Below are 16,577 nucleotides of genomic sequence, written 5' to 3'. Positions count from 1 at the left end.
GGACCCGGGCCCGTGCCATCGCCGCCGCGCGGTCGGGGAGAGCCCGTGCCAGGGCGGCTCGGACGACCGGGGGCGGGCGTCGCTGCCGTGCTCGCCGGCGTCTCCGTGGCGTCTCCGGCGGCCCCCACGCGGGGCGGGCTGGTCCGGCACCGGACGGACGCGCGAGAACGCTCCGTGTCCTCTGGCATCGCGGGGCCAGCGGCGCGGCGGTGACGACCCGGTCAACGTCGAGAACGGTCCCGCGTGGAACACCGAGCCGCTCGAGGCGCACCATGACCAGGCACAGGACGCAGTACGGACGGTTGCCAGGGTGCACCGCCCGGGGATGGTCCTGCGCCTCGACCTTCGACCGGTGCAACACGTGCCATACCGGCATCGTCTGTCCGGTCGCGCCGGAACCCCTGAACGACGCACCGGAGCCTCTGGACGACGCGCCGGGCCGCTCGGAGCGGAGTGACCGGGCCGCTGCTCCGGACCGTGTCGTCGAGGTCGCGGACCGCAGCGGTCACCGGTTCCCGGGGCCCCGGCCCTGGCCCCGGCTCCACCCGAGGTTCTGCCTCGGGCTCTGGGGCACCAGGTATCCGTCGCACGGAGCGTCATCGCCGGCCTGCCCAAGGACTTGCAACGACAGCCGCTCCCCGCCGTCGGCTTCGTCCTCAAGGACGCTGTGACCGCCCAGGTCTCCCCCGGGACTGGCCACGGCCGCCCGCAGCGCGGGGACGCGAAAGGCCCCGGACACCTGGGGTGTCCGGGGCCTTGTCGACCGTCGGCGTTCAGCCGCCCGTGTCAGTGGGCGTGGTCGCCGCGGGAGTACTCGAAGATCAGACCGACCAGGCCGAGCACCGCCAGGGGGGCGGCGAGGCCGAGGATCCACCAGCCCATGGCCAGCGCGGTGAACGCGAGGGCGCAGCCGGTGCCGAGCAGCAGGGGCCACCAGCTCCACGGGGAGAAGTGGCCGTACTCGCCGGCGGACTCGACGATCTCGCCGTCGAGCTTGTCCTCGGGGAGGACGCCACCGGTGTTGCGGTTCACGAGCCACAGGTAGACGGCCAGCATGAAGGACATGGCGCCGACGGCCAGCAGCGCCGGGAACCCGACGAGCTCGTCGAACCGCGTGAGGAAGCCGTAGACCACGGCCACCAGGAGGCTGAAGCCACCGATGAGGATGAACAGTTTGATGGAGAGTTTCATGCTCAGCCCTTCCGCGTGGCGATGGCGCCGTCGTCGACCGGGGACTGCTGCGGGGACTCCGCGGCCAGCTCCGGGTGGTGCAGGTCCAGCGCCGGCCGCTCGGAGCGGATGCGCGGCAGCGAGGTGAAGTTGTGCCGCGGCGGCGGGCAGGACGTCGCCCACTCCAGCGACCCGCCGAAGCCCCAGGGGTCGTCGACCTCGACCTTGGTGCCGTTGCGCCAGGTCGTGTAGACGTTCCAGAACCACGGGATCATCGAGACGCCGAGGAGCATCGCCCCGACCGTGGAGATCTGGTTCATCCAGGTGAAGTTGTCCTCCGGCAGGTAGTCCGCGTAGCGGCGCGGCATGCCGTCCACGCCCAGCCAGTGCTGGATCAGGAAGGTCATGTGGAAGCCGAGGAACAGCAGCCAGAAGTGGATCTTGCCGATCCGCTCGTTGAGCATCTTCCCGGTGAACTTGGGCCACCAGAAGTAGAACCCGGCGAACATGCCGAACACGACGGTGCCGAAGATGACGTAGTGGAAGTGGGCGACCACGAAGTACGAGTCGGAGACGTGGAAGTCCAGCGGCGGGGTGGCCAGGATGACGCCGGTCAGGCCGCCGAAGAGGAACGTGAACATGAAGCCCAGGACCCACAGCATGGGGGTCTCGAAGGTGATCGAGCCCTGCCACATCGTGCCGATCCAGTTGAAGAACTTCACGCCGGTGGGCACCGCGATCATCATGGTCATGAACGCGAAGAAGCTCAGCATCACGGCCCCGGTCACGTACATGTGGTGTGCCCACACGGTCACCGACAGGGCGGCGATCGCGATGGTCGCGAACACGAGGCCCTTGTAGCCGAACAGCGGCTTGCGGGAGAACACCGGGATGATCTCGGAGACGATGCCGAAGAACGGCAGCGCGAGCACGTACACCTCGGGGTGGCCGAAGAACCAGAAGAGGTGCTGCCACAGCACCGCTCCCCCGTTGGCCGGGTCGAAGATGTGCCCGCCCAGGGTCCGGTCCATGCCGAGTGCGAACAGCGCGGCGGCAAGCGGCGGGAACACCATGATCACGAGCAGCGAGGTGATGAGCGTGTTCCAGGTAAACAGGCCCATCCGCCACACGGTCATGCCGGGGGCGCGCATCGCGATGATCGTGGTGATGAAGTTGACGCCGCCCATGATCGTGCCGAAGCCGGACAGGGCGAGGCCGAAGACCCAGAGGTCACCACCGGCGCCGGGCGAGAACGAGGAGTTGCTCAACGGCGTGTACGCGAACCAGCCGAAGGAGGCCGCGCCCTGCGGGGTGAGGAACCCGGCGGTCGCGATCAGCGAGCCGAACAGGAAGAACCAGAACGCCAGGGCGTTGAGCCGCGGGAACGCGACGTCGGGTGCGCCGATCTGCAGCGGGACGATGACGTTGGCGAAGCCGACGAACAGCGGGGTGCCGAACATCAGCAGCATCAGCGTGCCGTGCATGGTGAACAGCTGGTTGTACTGCTCCTTGGTCTCCAGGATCTGCATGCCCGGCTCGAAGAGCTCGGCGCGGATCAGCAGCGCCATGACGCCGGCGATGCAGAAGAAGGCGAAGGAGGAGATCAGGTACATGTACCCGATCGTCTTGTGGTCGGTGGACGTGATCCAGTTGACGACCATCCGTCCCTTGGACCGGGGCACCACGCGCGGAGCGACAGTGGCTGCCTCGTCCCGTGAATACTCGAGTGTGGACACCGGTACTCCTTAGTTGTTAAAAGATTCTTGCTGCTGGTCGTCCGCGCCCGGGTAGGAGTCGCGGCTGTACTCCTCGCCCAGGGCCCCGGTCTGGCCGGCGTCGCGCAAGGACTGGATGTGGGCGTCGTACTCGGCCTGGCTGACCACGTTGACGTTGAACAGCATCTCCGAGTGGTACTCGCCGCAGAACTCGGCGCACTTGCCGAAGTACTCGCCCTCACGGCCCGTGGTGATGCTGATGTTGTTGGTGCGTCCCGGGAACATGTCCGCCTTCTCGAGGAACGCGGGGACCCAGAAGGAGTGGATGACGTCGCGGGAGGTGACCTGCAGCTCGACGTCGCTGTCGACGGGCAGGTACAGGGTGGGCACCCGCTCGGGGACGCCCTCCTCGCCGTCGAGGTGGCCCTGGATGCCGGTGTCCCAGACGTCGTCGGTCAGGTAGTTGAAGTCCCAGGCCCACTGCTTGCCGTAGACCTGGACGGTCACGTCCGGGTTGTCGTGCTGGGCCGTGATCTCGGCCTGGGTCCGCTCGGTGAAGAAGAACAGGGACATGATCAGGGCGATCGGGACGATCGTGTAGAAGACCTCGAGAGGGGCGTGGTACGCGACCTGGCGCGGGTAGCCGGTCTCGTTCTTGCGCCGGCGGTAGGCGATCATGCACCAGAGCATGAGGCCCCAGGTCACCAGTCCCACGACGAGGGCCGCGATCCAGGAGCCGACCCACAGGTCGAGGATCATGTCGGCGTTGTCGGTGGTGCCACGCTCGGTGGGCATCCAGCCGAGCTTCGCCTCTTCCGAGCATCCCGTCAGCGCGGTTGCTGCCAGGACTGCTACCGCAGACACCTTCGCCGTGCGGCGCCGGAGGCTGTCGGTTCGTGTGTGCGAACTCACAGACGGCCCTTCCTCTTCTTCTCGTGCTCGTCGTCTGCGCGCCGAAGGCCCCGATTCGAAGAGCCCGGACACAGTCAGGTGGAATGTTTCCCTCCGAGCTTACCCCGTGTCGCTGACATCTGGTGACACAGTGTCAGCTTCCGCGCGGCGCTCGGAGGCCCCTCCTGGAGCGGTTCGCGGGACCCCCTGGGAACGCCGAGAGGCCCGCCGTCCGGACGGACGACGGGCCTCTCGGGAGGAGCGGACGGACTCAGTGGAAGGAGTCGCCGCAGGCGCAGGATCCCCCCGCGTTGGGGTTGTCGATCGAGAACCCCTGCTTGGAGATCGTGTCCTCGAAGTCGACCGTGGAGCCCTCGAGGTAGGGCACGCTCATCTTGTCCACGATGACCTCGACGCCGCCGAAGTCCCGCACGGAGTCCCCGTCCAGGATGCGCTCGTCGAAGTACAGCTGGTAGATGAGGCCCGAGCAGCCGCCGGGCTGGACCGCCACGCGCAGCCGGAGGTCGGTGCGGCCCTCCTGCTCGAGCAGGGCGCGGACCTTCTGGGACGCGACGTCGGTCAGCTGGACGCCGTGGGTGGGCAGGCCGTCCACTGCGGCGCCGTTCTCGGTCGTGACGCTCATGATGCTCACTTTCTGTGGAGGGGTGCCGCACGGGGTCGGACCGGCGGCGGGTCTGTCACGGGCACAACGGATGGGCGATCGGGTTCATTCCCGGATCCGCTGCCCGGGGCGGGCGGCGTCGTCGAGGGCGAGCAGCATCAGCGTCTCCGCGACCACCGCGCGCTCGAACTCCGCCAGGTGCAGCGACTCGTTGGCGCTGTGCGCCCGGGAGTCCGGGTCCTCGACGCCCGTGATGAGGATGCCGGCCTCAGGATAGACCTCCAGGAGGTCCGCGGTGAAGGGGATGGAGCCGCCGATGCCCGTCTCCACGGCGGGCCGGCCCCACGCCTCCCCCAGCGCCCACCGGGCGATCCGCGCGGACTCGGAGCCCATGTCGGTGCGGAAGGACTGTCCCGTCTCCTCGAGCTCGAAGCGCACGTGCGCCCCGAACGGGGCGTGCTCCTCCACGTGGCGCCGCAGGGCCTCCGCGGCCTCGGCGGGGTCCTGGCCCGGCGCCGTGCGCAGGCTCAGCTTCGCGCGGGCGGATGCGGCGATGGTGTTGGCGGCGGTGTCCACGGGCGTGACGTCCATGCCCGTGACCGACAGCGCGGGCTGCGTCCAGAGCCGGGAGGCGATCGAGCCGCGCCCGGCCAGCCGGACGCCCTCCAGGACCGCCGCGTCGGCCCGGAACCGCTCCTCGTCGTAGACCAGGTCGGTGCGGTCCTCGGCGAGCAGCCCCTCGACGGCGACCGCGCCCTCGTCGTCGTGCAGGGTGGCGATGAGCCGGGCCAGCAGCGTGGGTGCGTCCAGGACCGGGCCGCCGTACATGCCCGAGTGCACGGCGTGCTCGAGCACGGACAGCTCCACGACGGCGCCGACCATCCCGCGCAGGCTCGTGGTCAGGGCGGGCACGCCGACCTCCCAGTTGGCGGAGTCCGCGATGACGATGACGTCCGCGGCCAGCCGTTCCCGGTGGGCCTCCAGGAAGTCCCGGAAGGACGGGGAGCCGGCCTCCTCCTCCCCCTCCACGAAGACGGTCACGCCGAGGCCGAAGTCGTCGCCGCGGTGGGCGGTCGCGGCGCGCAGGGCAGCGGCGTGGGCCATCACCCCGGCCTTGTCGTCGGCCGCGCCCCGCCCGTAGAGGCGGCCGTCGCGCTCTTCGGCGACGAACGGTTCGGAGTCCCACAGCTCGCGCCGGCCCGGGGGCTGGACGTCGTGGTGGGCGTAGAGCAGCACGGTCGGCCGGCCGGGCGCGGGCCGGCGGTGGGCGACGACGGCGGGGTGTCCCGGCCCGTCGCCCAGGGGCACGCGCAGGATCTCCACCTCCTTCAGGCCGGCGTCCGCGAGCACGCCGGCCACGGCCACCGCACTGCGCTCGAGCTGCGCGGCGTCGAAGGACTCCCAGGCGATGCCGGGGATCGCGACCAGCTCGACGAGCTGCTCGAGGGTCCGCGGCATGTCCGCGCGCACGGTCGCGCGCACGGTGTCGACGGGGACGGGGACGGTCGGGGCACAGGGCTCGCTCATGGCACCCACCCTATGTCCGGGGCCCGGCGGGGACCGGCAGGTCCGTCGGCTATCCTTGACGGGTGTTTGGACGCAAGAAGCAAGCAGACCGCGCAGGGTCCACGTCGGTGACCGCTGCGGCCGCCCCCACGGAACCGGTAGCCGCCCCGCGGCAGACCCCGGGCAAGGGCCGGCCCACGCCCAGCCGCCGGCAGCAGGAGGCGGCCCGGCGCCGGCCCCTGGTCCCGGAGGACCGCAAGGCCGCGAAGGCGCAGTCCCGCGACGCCGCGCGCGAGCAGCGGATGCGGGCGCAGGCCGGCATGGCGGCCGGGGACGAGCGGTTCCTCGGGCCGCGGGACCGCGGCCCGCAGCGCCGGTTCGCGCGGGACTGGGTGGACTCCCGGATCAACGTGGGCGAGTACCTCATGGTCGTGGCGCTGCTCGCGCTCGTCATCCTGTTCTTCCCCGTCCAGGACGTGGCCACCTACGGCGTCTACGTCATCTGGGCGCTGATGATCCTGGGCATCGTGGACGCCGTGCTGTCGACGGCCCGGATGAAGAAGGCCATGCAGGCGAAGTTCGGGACCGTGGAGCGCGGCGTGCGCTGGTACGCCGCGATGCGCTCCTTCACGATGCGCCGCCTCCGCCTGCCCAAGCCCCAGGTCGCCCGCGGGGAGCGCCCCTCCTGAGCCCCGGCCGGCCCGCGCCCGGCGCGGGGTCCGGCCGCGACAGGACTGCCCCGGACCGCACGGTCCGGGGCAGTCCTGTTCCCGCCGACGGGGCGGCCGTCGGCGGCGCCCCGTCGGGACGGAAGCCGTCAGCCCCGGTGAGCCGTCAGCTCGGGTGAGCCGTCAGCTCCAGGCGCGGCCCGCCCGGCGCGCCAGGCCCTGGTTGATGCGGCGCGCCCAGAAGGGACCCTCGTAGAGGAAGGCGGTGTAGCCCTGCACGAGGGTCGCGCCGGCGTCGAGGCGCTCCTGGACGTCCTCCGCCGTGGCCACCCCGCCCACGGAGACCAGGACCAGCCGGTCCCCCACGCGCTCGCGCAGCAGCCGCAGCACTTCGAGGGAGCGCCGCCGCAGCGGGGCCCCGGAGAGCCCGCCGGCCCCGTGGGCCTCGATCTCGGCGGGATCGGAGGTCAGCCCGAGCCCGGTGCGGGCGATGGTCGTGTTGGTGGCCACGATGCCGTCCAGGCCCAGGTCGAGGGCCAGGTCCGCGACGGCCAGCACGTCCTCGTCCGACAGGTCCGGGGCGATCTTCACGAGCAGCGGGACGTGCCGGTCCGCGGCCTCGTCGGCCGCGCGGCCCACCGCGCCGAGCAGCGGCCGCAGGCTCTCGATCTCCTGCAGCTGGCGCAGGCCCGGGGTGTTGGGCGAGGACACGTTGACCACGAGGTAGTCCGCCAGGGGGGCGAGAACCCGGGCGCTCTGCAGGTAGTCGTCCACCGCGTCCTCCAGCGGCACCGCCTTGGTCTTGCCGATGTTGACGCCGAGCACCGGACGGGCGCGGCCGCGGTGGTCCGCCTCGAGCTCGCGGCGCGCCTGCGCGAGGCGCGGGGCCACGGCCGCCGCACCCTCGTTGTTGAAGCCCATCCGGTTGATCACGGCCCGGTCCCGGACGAGCCGGAACAGGCGGGGCCGGGGGTTTCCCGGCTGCGCCTGGGCGGTCACGGTGCCGATCTCGACGTGACCGAAGCCGAGGTCGGTCAGGGCGCCGATCCCCTCACCGCCCTTGTCGAAACCGGCCGCCAGCCCGAACGGGGACGGGAACCGCAGGCCCAGCGCCTCCACCTCGAGCGCGGGGTCGGGCCGGGTGTAGACCCGCAGCGCGGTGCTGATCCGGGCGGCGCGCGCCGCCCGGATGCCGAAGAAGCCGACCCGGTGGGCCCGTTCGGGGTCCATCCGGGAGAAGACAGCCGTGAAGAACGTAGGGTAGAAGCGCATGGTCCCAGTCTTCCACAGGGCACTCCTCCGGCCGGGCGGCCGCGGAGGGGCTTGACGGACCGGCGCCCCGACGGACCGCCCGCACGAGGAGAGGGCATGTGCGCTCCCCCGGACCCGTGGGTCCCCGACGTGCTGGGACCCGGCTTCCGCGCGCGGACCGTGGACCTGGACCCCGGCTCCGCCCCCCACTCCACCGCCACGGTGGTCCGCTACCGGCCGGGGGACGTCCCGCCCGTGCCGGGCCGGCTGCGCGGGGCCGTGCTGTACCTGCACGGCTGGTCCGACTACTTCTTCAACGCCGAGCTGGCCCGGACGTGCGCGGCCGCGGGCTACGCGTTCTACGCCCTGGACCTGCACGGCTACGGCCGGAACCTCACCGACGAGGTGCTCGCCGTGGAGGAGGGCCGCCCCGGCCACACCACGGACCTCGCGGACTACGACGACGACATCACCGCGGCGCTCGACGTGATGGCCGAGGACGGTCTGCCCGGTCCCCGGGGGCGGCTCGTGCTGATGGGCCACTCGACCGGGGGGCTCACCGCGGCGATGTGGGCCTCGCGGCACCCCGACCGGCTCGACGGACTGGCCCTCAACGCCCCCTGGATCGGCAGCCACGGCTCCGACGCCGTGGGCGCCGCCCTGCGCCCCCTGGTGGCCCGGCTCGCCGAGCAGCGCCCGGACTTCCCGGTGCGGGCCCGGCTGCGCAGCCACTACTACCGGGTGATCAGCGAGCACGCGGAGGGCGAGTGGCCGATCGACGCCCGGTGGCGGCCCGAGACCAGCTTCGACATCACCCCGGGGTGGCTCAACGCTGTCCTTCAGGCTCAGAGTGAAGTTGCGAAGGGCTTGAACCTTCACCTTCCAGTGCTGGTGCAGACCTCGGCCCGCTCGTGCATCCGCCCCTGGTGGAGCGAGCGGATGCGCTCGGCCGACACCGTGCTGGACGTCCGGCAGATCCGCCGGCACGCGCCCGATCTGGGCACCGACGTGACGCTGCGCTCCTACGAGGGCGCCGTCCACGACGTGCACCTCTCCCGGCAGGCCGTGCGCCGGGCCGCGCAGACGGATCTCGCCGCCTGGCTGCGCGGTCTGCGACGGCGCCGGCCTCAGGCGGAGGCGCCGGGGCCGGCGACGCGGTCGACGGCTCCGCCGTAGCGCCGGTCCCGCCGGGCGTAGACCTCGACGGCCTCCCACAGGGTGCGGCGGTCGACGTCCGGCCAGAGCACGTCCTGGAAGACGAGCTCGGCGTAGGCGGACTGCCACAGGAGGAAGTTGGAGATCCGCTGCTCCCCGGAGGAGCGCAGGAAGAGGTCGACGTCCGGCAGGTCGGGCTCGTCGAGGTATCGCTGGACGGTCTTCTCGTCGATGCTGCGCGGGTTCAGGACGCCCGCCCGGGCGTCGGCGGCGATGGCGGCCGCGGCGTCGGCGATCTCGGCTCGCCCCCCGTAGTTCACGCACATGGTGAGGGTGACGACGTCGTTGTCGCGGGTGGCCCGCTCCGCCTCCTCGAGGCGGTTGATGACCGAGCGCCACAGGCGGGGCTTGCGCCCGGCCCACCGGATCCGGATGCCCCACTCCTGGAAGGTGGGCAGCTGGCGCTCCATGACGTCGGCGGTGTAGTTCATCAGGAACGTCACCTCGTCCAGGGAGCGCTTCCAGTTCTCGGTGGAGAACGCGTAGGCGCTGACGTACGGGATGCCCATCTCGATGGCCCCGGCCATCACCTCGATCAGGGCCGCCTCTCCCGCCTTGTGGCCCTCGTTGCGCGGCAGTCCGCGCTGGTTCGCCCAGCGCCCGTTCCCGTCCATGACCACGGCCACGTGCTGGGGCACGAACTGCCGCGGGATCGGCGGGGCGCTGGCGCCGCTGGGATGGGCGGGCGGGGCGGCAAAGCCGGGCATGGTCAGCTCCGTTCCACGAGGTTCAGGGACCGGACGGCCCTCTCCAGGTGCCACTGTACGTAGGTGGCCACGATCCCGGCGGCGGCCCGGGCCGTGCGCGGCTCCACGGCGTCGATCCGCTCCCACGCCCCGGTGAGCAGGGCGGAGAGGTGCTCGACGGTCGCGGGGTCGGGGGCGGCGGCCCCCGGCGGGCGGCAGGCCGGGCAGACGGCGCCGCCGAGCGGAGCCGAGAACGCCTCGTGCGGTCCGGGGGCGCCGCACCGGGCGCAGTCGGTGAAGCTCGGGGCCCACCCGGCCGTGGACACGGCGCGCAGCAGGTAGGAGTCCAGGACGGCCCCGGGTTCGTGCAGCCCGCGGGCCAGGGCGGACAGGGCGCCGACGAGCAGCCGGTACTGCTGGGCCGCGGACTCGTCGTCGTTCTCCGTGAACTTCTCCGCGGCCTCGGTCATGGCCGCGGCGGCGGTGTACTTGGCGTAGTCGGCGGCGATGACCGACCCGTAGCCGCGCTTGCCCAGCGCCTGGGAGACGATGTCGAGGTTGCGCCCGGTGACCAGCTGCAGCTCGGCGACGTTGAACGGCTCGAGCCGGGAGCCGAAGCGGGAGGTCGTGCGCCGCACGCCCTTGGCCACGGCCCGGACCTGCCCGTGGTCCCGGGTCAGGAGCACGACGATCCGGTCGGCCTCGCCGAGCTTGTAGGTGCGCAGCACGACGGCGTCGTCCCGGTAGCTGCGTGATGCGAACGTCGTCCTGGCCACCGGATCATTGTCCCACGCGGGGCGGACGGCGCAGGCCGACGGCGCAGCGGGACGGGCCGGGCGGGACGACGACGGCGGGCCGCCCCGCGTCCGGGGCGGCCCGCCGTCGCACGGTGCGCCGGCCGCTCAGCCCTGGGCGTCCCGCACGGCCCGGTTGACCGCCGAGACGAGGGCCTTCAGGGACGCGCGGGTGGTGTTCGCGTCGATGCCCACGCCCCACAGGACGCGGTCCCCCACGGCGGCCTCGACGTAGCTGGCCGCCTGGGCGTCGCCGCCGGCCGAGAGGGCGTGCTCGCTGTAGTCGAGCACGCGCACGTCCACGCCCTCGGACGCGAGGATCGTCTGCAGCGCCTCGATGGGGCCGTTGCCCTGCGCCGTGCGGTGGTGCTGGACGCCGTCGACGTCCAGGCCGATCTCGAGGGTGCTCTCCCCGTCCTCCTCGGAGGTCGTGGTGATGTTGGTGATCCGGTACCGGCCCCAGCGCCCGGCGTCCCCGTCCTGGACGGTGGGCAGGTACTCGTCCGCGAACACCTTCCACAGCTCCGCGCCGGAGACCTCCCCGCCGGAGGTGTCGGTGTGCTCCTGCACCACGCGGGAGAACTCGATCTGCGCCCGCCGCGGCAGGTCCAGCCCGTGCTCGTTGGCGAGCAGGTAGGCGACCCCGCCCTTGCCGGACTGCGAGTTCACCCGGATGACGGCCTCGTAGGTGCGGCCCAGGTCCTTGGGGTCGATGGGCAGGTAGGGCACGGCCCACACCAGCTCGTCGACGCCCCGGCCCTGCTCCTGCGCGTCCCGGGCCATCCGGTCGAAGCCCTTCTTGATGGCGTCCTGGTGGGAGCCGGAGAACGCCGTGAACACGAGGTCCCCGCCGTAGGGGGCCCGCTCGGGGACGGGCAGCTGGTTGCAGTACTCCACGGTCCGGCGGATGTCGTCGATGTCGGAGAAGTCGATCTGCGGGTCCACGCCCTGGGTCAGCAGGTTCAGGCCCAGGGTCACCAGGTCCACGTTGCCGGTCCGCTCACCGTTGCCGAACAGGCAGCCCTCGATGCGGTCGGCGCCGGCCAGGTAGCCCAGCTCGGCCGCCGCCACACCGGTGCCGCGGTCGTTGTGCGGGTGCAGGGAGACCACGGTGGCGTCCCGGTTGTAGAGGTTGCGGCACATCCACTCGATGGAGTCGGCGTAGACGTTGGGGGTGGCCATCTCCACGGTGGCGGGCAGGTTGAGGATCATCTCCCGGTCCCCGCCGATCTCGAAGGTCTCGGCCACGGCGTTGGCGATGCGCGCCGCGAACTCGAGCTCGGTGCCGGTGTAGGACTCCGGGGAGTACTCGTAGGTCACGGACGTGTTCTTCAGCTGCTCCTCGTACTTCAGGCACAGCCGCGCCCCGGTGAGGGCGATGTCCACGATCCCGTCCATGTCCTGGTCGAAGACCACGCGCCGCTGCAGGGTGGAGGTCGCGTTGTAGAGGTGCACGATCGCCTTGTCGGCGCCGTCGATGGCCTCGTAGGTGCGCTCGATGAGGTGCTCGCGGGACTGCGTCAGGACCTGGATCGTGACGTCGTCGGGGATCCGGTCCTCCTCGATGAGCCGGCGCACGAAGTCGAAGTCGGTCTGGGAGGCCGAGGGGAACCCGACCTCGATCTCCTTGTAGCCCATCCGCACGAGCAGCTCGAACATCTTGAGCTTGCGGTCGGAGTTCATGGGGTCGATCAGCGCCTGGTTGCCGTCCCGCAGGTCCACGGCGCACCACCGGGGCGCCTCGGTGATCGCCCGGTCCGGCCAGGTGCGGTCGGAGAGGTCGAACGGGAACTGCTGCTGGTACGGCACGTACTTGTGGATCGGCATGCCGGAGGGCTGCTGGTAGTTGCGCATGGAAGGGGCCTGTTCTGCTCGAGACGTCTGCGGGTGGCCGGGCATCAGGAACTCCGCAACGGGAGGCCGGCCATGCAGTCGTCGGGTCAGGCCCCGTTGCGGCACGTAAGGAGGAGGAGCGTCCCGGTCCGCATGTGTTCAACCTATCACGGGGCGTCCGGCGCGCCGGGTCGCGTCCTCACCAGTCGCCGGCCGCCTGCTGGCAGGTGTACTGCTCGGCGGTCTGGCCGTTGAGCTCCCCGGGAAGCCCCGCGCCGAGCTCGAGCCGGTCCCCCTCGCGGAAGTCCTGGCCCACCGAGACGAACACCCCCACCACGTCGGTGGTCGGCACGATCTGCGAGGAGGGGACACCGAGCAGCTCGGCGACCTCGACGGCCGCCTCGTACCAGCCCGCGCCGAAGAAGATCTGCGTGCCCGGCAGCTCGGTGGCCTGCGGGCCGGACTCGACGGCCGTGTAGCCCTCGTCCTCGAGCACGTCGGCGATGTCCGCGTCCCGACCGTCGACGCCGGAGACGTTGGCGACCGTGAGCGGGACCGTGGCCGGGTCGACCGTGGGGGCCGGGACGGCGGCGTCGGGCGACGGGGTCGCGGAGGAGGTCGGCTCGTCGGCCGGCTCCGCGGAGGGCGACGTGAGCGGCCGGTCCGCGCGCAGCGCCTCGAAGAGGTGCTCGGCCGGGTCCGCGTCGAGCTGGAGCCGGTTGGGGTCCAGCGCGTAGGGCTCGGTGGGCGCCGTCACGAAGACCATGCTGCCCAGGTCGATCCCCCGGACGGCCGTGCCGAGGCCGACCACCGTCGGGACGGAGCCGAGCCCCTCGTCGACGTGCAGGTTGCGGGTGGCGACGTCGGCGATCTCGTAGAGCTTCGGCAGGTCCGACAGCGTCCCCTCGTCCTTGATCTTGCGGGCCATGGACGCGAGGAACGACTGCTGGGAGCGGATCCGGCTCGTGTCCCCGCCGTCGCCGAAGGCGGCGCGGCTGCGCAGGAACGCCAGGGCCTGCTCGCCCTCCACGGAGGAGACGCCGGCGGGCAGCTTCAGCCCCGACTTCGGGTCGTCGACGGCGTCGTTGACGCACACCTCGACGCCGCCCACGGTCGAGGACAGCTCCTTGACGGCGTTGAAGTCGGCGAGCATGAAGTGGTCGATCTTGAGGCCGGTCATCTGGTTGACGGTCGCGACCGTGCACCCGGGGCCGCCGTTGGCGATCGCCGAGTTCAGCATCGCGTCCTCCTCCGCCGGGTGGACCTCGCCGGACTCGGGGTCCGTGCAGCGCGGGATGTCCGCGACCAGGTCGCGCGGCAGGGACACCACGGTCACGCCGCTGCGGTCCTCGCTCACGTGCACCAGCATCATGACGTCCGTCAGGCCGGCGCCGGCGCTGTCCTCGTCGTCGCCGTACCGGTCGTTGCCCTCGCCGTCACGGGTGTCGGTGCCCATCACGAGGATGTCCAGCGGGCCGGCCTCGGGCCCGGTCCCGTCGCCGAGGTCGAGCGGGGAGGTGTCCAGGTTGGACTGCAGCCGCCAGGTCGCGGCCACGCCGGCCCCGAGGACCGCGAGCAGGACGACGACCAGCCCGACGGCGGTCCAGCGCTTCCGGGACCATCGGCGGGCGCGGTGGCGTCCGTGGGCGGCGGGGGGCGTAGAGGACACGGTGACTCTCTCCTGGCGGGCCCCGGGCGCGGGGCCCGGGGTCGGGGGGACGGCGCCCGGCCGGGGCGCCGGGTGTCATGGTAGTCGCCCGCCCCGGGACTCGGGGCGGGCGACGCGGCGGGGTTGGGGGCGCGATCCGGGGGCGCCGGGGGCCTCAGAAGCCCAGGCGGGACAGCTGCTTGGGGTCGCGCTGCCACTCCTTGGCGATCTTCACGTGCAGGTCGAGGTAGACCTTCGTGCCCAGCAGCGCCTCGATGGCGGTCCGGGACCGGGTGCCGATCTCGCGCAGCCGCGCGCCGCCCTTGCCGATGATGATGGCCTTCTGCGACGACCGCTCGACGTAGACGTTGACCCGCACGTCGAGCAGCGGCCGGTCCGCGGGGCGGCCCTCGCGGGGCACCATCTCCTCGACCACGACCGCGAGGGAGTGCGGCAGCTCGTCCCGCACGCCCTCCAGGGCGGCCTCCCGGACGAGCTCGGCGACCATCGTCATCTCGGGCTCGTCGGTCAGCTCGCCGTCGGGGTACAGGGCCGGGGACTCCGGCATCCTGCCGATGAGCAGCCCGGCGAGGGCGTCGACCTGGAAGCCGTCCACGGCGGAGACGGGGATGACGTCGGCCCAGCCCGGGTCGTCGGCGTCGGGACGGGGCGCGTGCGCGGCCGCGGAGCGGTGGCGGGGCTTGCTGGCGGCCCGTTCGGCGCGCTCGGCGCGGACCCGGTGCTCGGCCTCCATGACGGAGCGGCCCAGCTCGGTGACCGCCAGCAGCTGCTCGGCGAGCTCGGCGCGGGAGACGGTGTCCGTCTTCGTGACGATCGCCACGACCGGCTTGTTGCCGGAGGCCGCGAGCTGCTGGGCGATGAACCGGTCCCCGGGGCCGATCTTCTCGTTGGCGGGCACGCAGAAGCCGATGACGTCGACCTCGGCGAGGGTGTCCGCCACGAGGTCGTTGAGCCGCTCGCCGAGCAGCGTCCGCGGCCGGTGGAGGCCCGGGGTGTCCACGAGCACGAGCTGGCCCTCGGGCCGGTGCACGATGCCGCGGATGGTGTGCCGCGTGGTCTGCGGCCGGCTCGAGGTGATCGCGACCTTCTGCCCGACCAGGGCGTTGGTGAGCGTGGACTTCCCGGCGTTGGGGCGGCCGACCAGCACGGCGAAGCCGGCGCGGAACGGGACCGGCTCCCCGGTGGTGGGCTCGCCGGCCCCGGGGGGCACGGCGGGTGTGGGCTCAGACATGGTGGTGGGTCTCCTCCTCGGACTCCTGGGCGGCGGGCTCCACGGCCGTGGAGCCCGGAGGGACCCAGTCGGGGTCCCGGCGGACCTCGAGCTGGCCCACCCGGTTGCGCCGGCCCTCCAGGGTGACGGCCTCGAGGACGATGCCCTCGACGGTGGCGCGGGAGCCCACGATGGGCACCCGGCCGATGGACTTGGCGAGCAGGCCGCCGGCCGTGTCCACCTCGTCGTCCTCGAGGTCGAGGCCGAACAGGTCGCCCAGGTCCTCGACGCCGAGCCGGGCGGAGACGCGGTAGCGGCCGTCGCCGAGCTCGGCGACCTCGGGCTTCTCCCGGTCGTACTCGTCGACGATCTCGCCGAGCAGCTCCTCGATGAGGTCCTCGAGGGTCACCAGCCCGGCGGTGCCGCCGTACTCGTCGACGACGATCGCCACGTGGATCGACTCGAGCTGCATCTCGCGCAGCAGCTCGTTGACCTTCTTCGACTCGGGCACGTAGCGGACCTCGCGGGCGAGCTCGGAGAGCCCCGTGAGCCGCAGCCCGGTGCCCAGCCGGTGCACCCGCTCGGCGAGGTCCTTCTGGTACAGGATGCCGAGGACGTCGTCGGCGCTCTCGCCGATCACCGGGATGCGGGAGTAGCCGGAGCGGAAGAAGAGGTTCAGGGCGTTGTCCACGGTGTCGTCGTCGTCGACGGAGACCATGTCGGTGCGGGGCACCATGACGGCCCGGACGTTGGTGTCGTCGAGGTCGAAGACCGAGTGCAGCAGCTCCGCCTCGTTGTCCTCGATGAGGGCCTGGCCCGTGGACCGGTCGACGAACTCGAGCAGCTCCTCCTCGGTGAGGTAGCCGGGGGCGATGTTCCCCGCGTCCCGGGTGCCCGAAGAGCCCAGGCGCACGAGCATCCCGGGGACCGGCCCGAGCACGATGCGCAGCAGGCGCACCAAGCCGGCCGTGGCCCGGACGGTGCCGGCGGCGTGGCTGCGCCCGACCTGGCGCGGCGAGACCCCGGTGAGGACGAAGCCCACGGCGGCCATCACCACGGTGGCCAGCAGACCGGCGAGCCAGACGTCGTCGAGGCCGTCGAACATCGCGAGGGCCACCGCCACGGCGGAGGCCGTCTCGAACCACACGCTCCAGAAGCGCAGGGCCTGCAGGTGCGCGGTGGGCGTGGCCAGGATCCTGGCGGCGGACGAGGCGGGGGCGTCCCGGGCGATGGCCTCGGCGTCCGCGCGGGGCAGGTAGGTGAGGCCCGTCTCGGCGGCCGTGAGGACGAACGCCGTGCCCAGGAACACGATCGCCGCGACGACCAGGACGGCAGTGGTCATCATGG

14 protein-coding genes are annotated in these 16,577 nt (G+C 72.2%); 2 read left to right on the top strand and 12 right to left on the bottom strand.

What is annotated here, in order from left to right; genetic code table 11:
* Nucleotides 1-786: 786 nt before the first annotated feature.
* From AC6CH6_RS05115 to AC6CH6_RS05095, 5 genes are all read right to left on the bottom strand, one after another.
* Entirely contained in the window at nucleotides 787-1,191 is a 405-nt protein-coding gene (locus tag AC6CH6_RS05115) for a cytochrome c oxidase subunit 4 (RefSeq protein WP_017834559.1), read from the bottom strand.
* 2 nt (nucleotides 1,192-1,193) lie between these two features.
* Nucleotides 1,194-2,906: an aa3-type cytochrome oxidase subunit I gene (gene ctaD / locus AC6CH6_RS05110; protein WP_095651087.1), complete on the bottom strand. Its 1,713-nt coding sequence runs from the start codon at nucleotides 2,904-2,906 to the stop codon at nucleotides 1,194-1,196.
* A 9-nt stretch (nucleotides 2,907-2,915) separates the two neighbouring features.
* Nucleotides 2,916-3,797 (bottom strand): aa3-type cytochrome oxidase subunit II, encoded by an 882-nt coding sequence (ctaC, locus tag AC6CH6_RS05105; protein WP_031283271.1) that lies wholly within the window; start codon nucleotides 3,795-3,797, stop codon nucleotides 2,916-2,918.
* Between the two features lie 250 nt (nucleotides 3,798-4,047).
* The gene (locus AC6CH6_RS05100) at nucleotides 4,048-4,419 is read right to left on the bottom strand and encodes a HesB/IscA family protein (protein ID WP_017833990.1); all 372 of its coding nucleotides are present in this window, start codon (nucleotides 4,417-4,419) and stop codon (nucleotides 4,048-4,050) included.
* Between the two features lie 84 nt (nucleotides 4,420-4,503).
* Nucleotides 4,504-5,925: a dipeptidase gene (locus AC6CH6_RS05095; RefSeq protein WP_498254276.1), complete on the bottom strand. Its 1,422-nt coding sequence runs from the start codon at nucleotides 5,923-5,925 to the stop codon at nucleotides 4,504-4,506.
* Nucleotides 5,926-6,032: 107 nt separating this feature from the next.
* Between AC6CH6_RS05095 and AC6CH6_RS05090 the strand changes: the two genes are divergently transcribed.
* Complete coding sequence (locus AC6CH6_RS05090; protein ID WP_133410178.1) at nucleotides 6,033-6,593, top strand: DUF3043 domain-containing protein; 561 nt, start codon at nucleotides 6,033-6,035, stop codon at nucleotides 6,591-6,593.
* Between the two features lie 162 nt (nucleotides 6,594-6,755).
* On the opposite strand, the gene AC6CH6_RS05085 is transcribed toward AC6CH6_RS05090, so the two are convergent.
* Nucleotides 6,756-7,844: a quinone-dependent dihydroorotate dehydrogenase gene (locus AC6CH6_RS05085; protein ID WP_498254275.1), complete on the bottom strand. Its 1,089-nt coding sequence runs from the start codon at nucleotides 7,842-7,844 to the stop codon at nucleotides 6,756-6,758.
* 96 nt (nucleotides 7,845-7,940) lie between these two features.
* Between AC6CH6_RS05085 and AC6CH6_RS05080 the strand changes: the two genes are divergently transcribed.
* A complete protein-coding gene (locus tag AC6CH6_RS05080) occupies nucleotides 7,941-8,999 on the top strand; it encodes an alpha/beta hydrolase (protein WP_498254274.1) in 1,059 nt (352 codons plus the stop codon).
* Here the strand turns inward: AC6CH6_RS05080 and AC6CH6_RS05075 are convergent.
* The 6 genes from AC6CH6_RS05075 to AC6CH6_RS05050 all read right to left on the bottom strand — a co-directional run bounded on the left by AC6CH6_RS05075 (nucleotide 8,951) and on the right by AC6CH6_RS05050 (nucleotide 16,572).
* Nucleotides 8,951-9,745 carry an isoprenyl transferase gene (locus AC6CH6_RS05075; RefSeq protein WP_017833985.1) on the bottom strand — a complete coding sequence of 265 codons (795 nt, stop codon included), beginning with the start codon at nucleotides 9,743-9,745 and terminating at the stop codon, nucleotides 8,951-8,953. The genes AC6CH6_RS05080 and AC6CH6_RS05075 overlap by 49 nt on opposite strands.
* Before the next feature lie 2 nt (nucleotides 9,746-9,747).
* Nucleotides 9,748-10,500 carry a DNA repair protein RecO gene (recO, locus tag AC6CH6_RS05070; protein WP_017833984.1) on the bottom strand — a complete coding sequence of 251 codons (753 nt, stop codon included), beginning with the start codon at nucleotides 10,498-10,500 and terminating at the stop codon, nucleotides 9,748-9,750.
* A 126-nt stretch (nucleotides 10,501-10,626) separates the two neighbouring features.
* On the bottom strand, nucleotides 10,627-12,372 hold the full coding sequence (gene leuA / locus AC6CH6_RS05065) for a 2-isopropylmalate synthase (protein ID WP_498254273.1): 1,746 nt from the start codon (nucleotides 12,370-12,372) through the stop codon (nucleotides 10,627-10,629).
* Nucleotides 12,373-12,550: 178 nt separating this feature from the next.
* The gene (locus tag AC6CH6_RS05060; protein WP_498254272.1) at nucleotides 12,551-14,020 is read right to left on the bottom strand and encodes an LCP family protein; all 1,470 of its coding nucleotides are present in this window, start codon (nucleotides 14,018-14,020) and stop codon (nucleotides 12,551-12,553) included.
* Between the two features lie 154 nt (nucleotides 14,021-14,174).
* On the bottom strand, nucleotides 14,175-15,251 hold the full coding sequence (locus AC6CH6_RS05055) for a GTPase Era (protein WP_498254271.1): 1,077 nt from the start codon (nucleotides 15,249-15,251) through the stop codon (nucleotides 14,175-14,177).
* Nucleotides 15,244-16,572: a hemolysin family protein gene (locus AC6CH6_RS05050; RefSeq protein WP_498254360.1), complete on the bottom strand. Its 1,329-nt coding sequence runs from the start codon at nucleotides 16,570-16,572 to the stop codon at nucleotides 15,244-15,246. Before AC6CH6_RS05050 ends, AC6CH6_RS05055 begins: the two co-directional genes overlap by 8 nt.
* Nucleotides 16,573-16,577: the final 5 nt, after the last annotated feature.

The organism is Kocuria sp. GQ42 (genome assembly GCF_059758435.1).
The sequence above is the reverse complement of the archived record's forward strand: the minus strand, read 5'-3'. Positions and strand labels throughout refer to the sequence as shown.

Bases quoted from the DNA above. Each gene is read 5' to 3' on its own strand.
- AC6CH6_RS05115 (WP_017834559.1), bottom strand. From the start codon at position 1,191: ATGAAACTCTCCATCAAACTGTTCATCCTCATCGGTGGCTTCAGCCTC.
- AC6CH6_RS05100 (WP_017833990.1), bottom strand. From the start codon at position 4,419: ATGAGCGTCACGACCGAGAACGGCGCCGCAGTGGACGGCCTGCCCACC.
- AC6CH6_RS05095 (WP_498254276.1), bottom strand. From the start codon at position 5,925: ATGAGCGAGCCCTGTGCCCCGACCGTCCCCGTCCCCGTCGACACCGTG.
- AC6CH6_RS05085 (WP_498254275.1), bottom strand. From the start codon at position 7,844: ATGCGCTTCTACCCTACGTTCTTCACGGCTGTCTTCTCCCGGATGGAC.
- AC6CH6_RS05080 (WP_498254274.1), top strand. From the start codon at position 7,941: ATGTGCGCTCCCCCGGACCCGTGGGTCCCCGACGTGCTGGGACCCGGC.
- AC6CH6_RS05075 (WP_017833985.1), bottom strand. From the start codon at position 9,745: ATGCCCGGCTTTGCCGCCCCGCCCGCCCATCCCAGCGGCGCCAGCGCC.
- leuA (WP_498254273.1), bottom strand. From the start codon at position 12,372: ATGCGCAACTACCAGCAGCCCTCCGGCATGCCGATCCACAAGTACGTG.
- AC6CH6_RS05055 (WP_498254271.1), bottom strand. From the start codon at position 15,251: ATGTCTGAGCCCACACCCGCCGTGCCCCCCGGGGCCGGCGAGCCCACC.
- AC6CH6_RS05050 (WP_498254360.1), bottom strand. From the start codon at position 16,572: ATGACCACTGCCGTCCTGGTCGTCGCGGCGATCGTGTTCCTGGGCACG.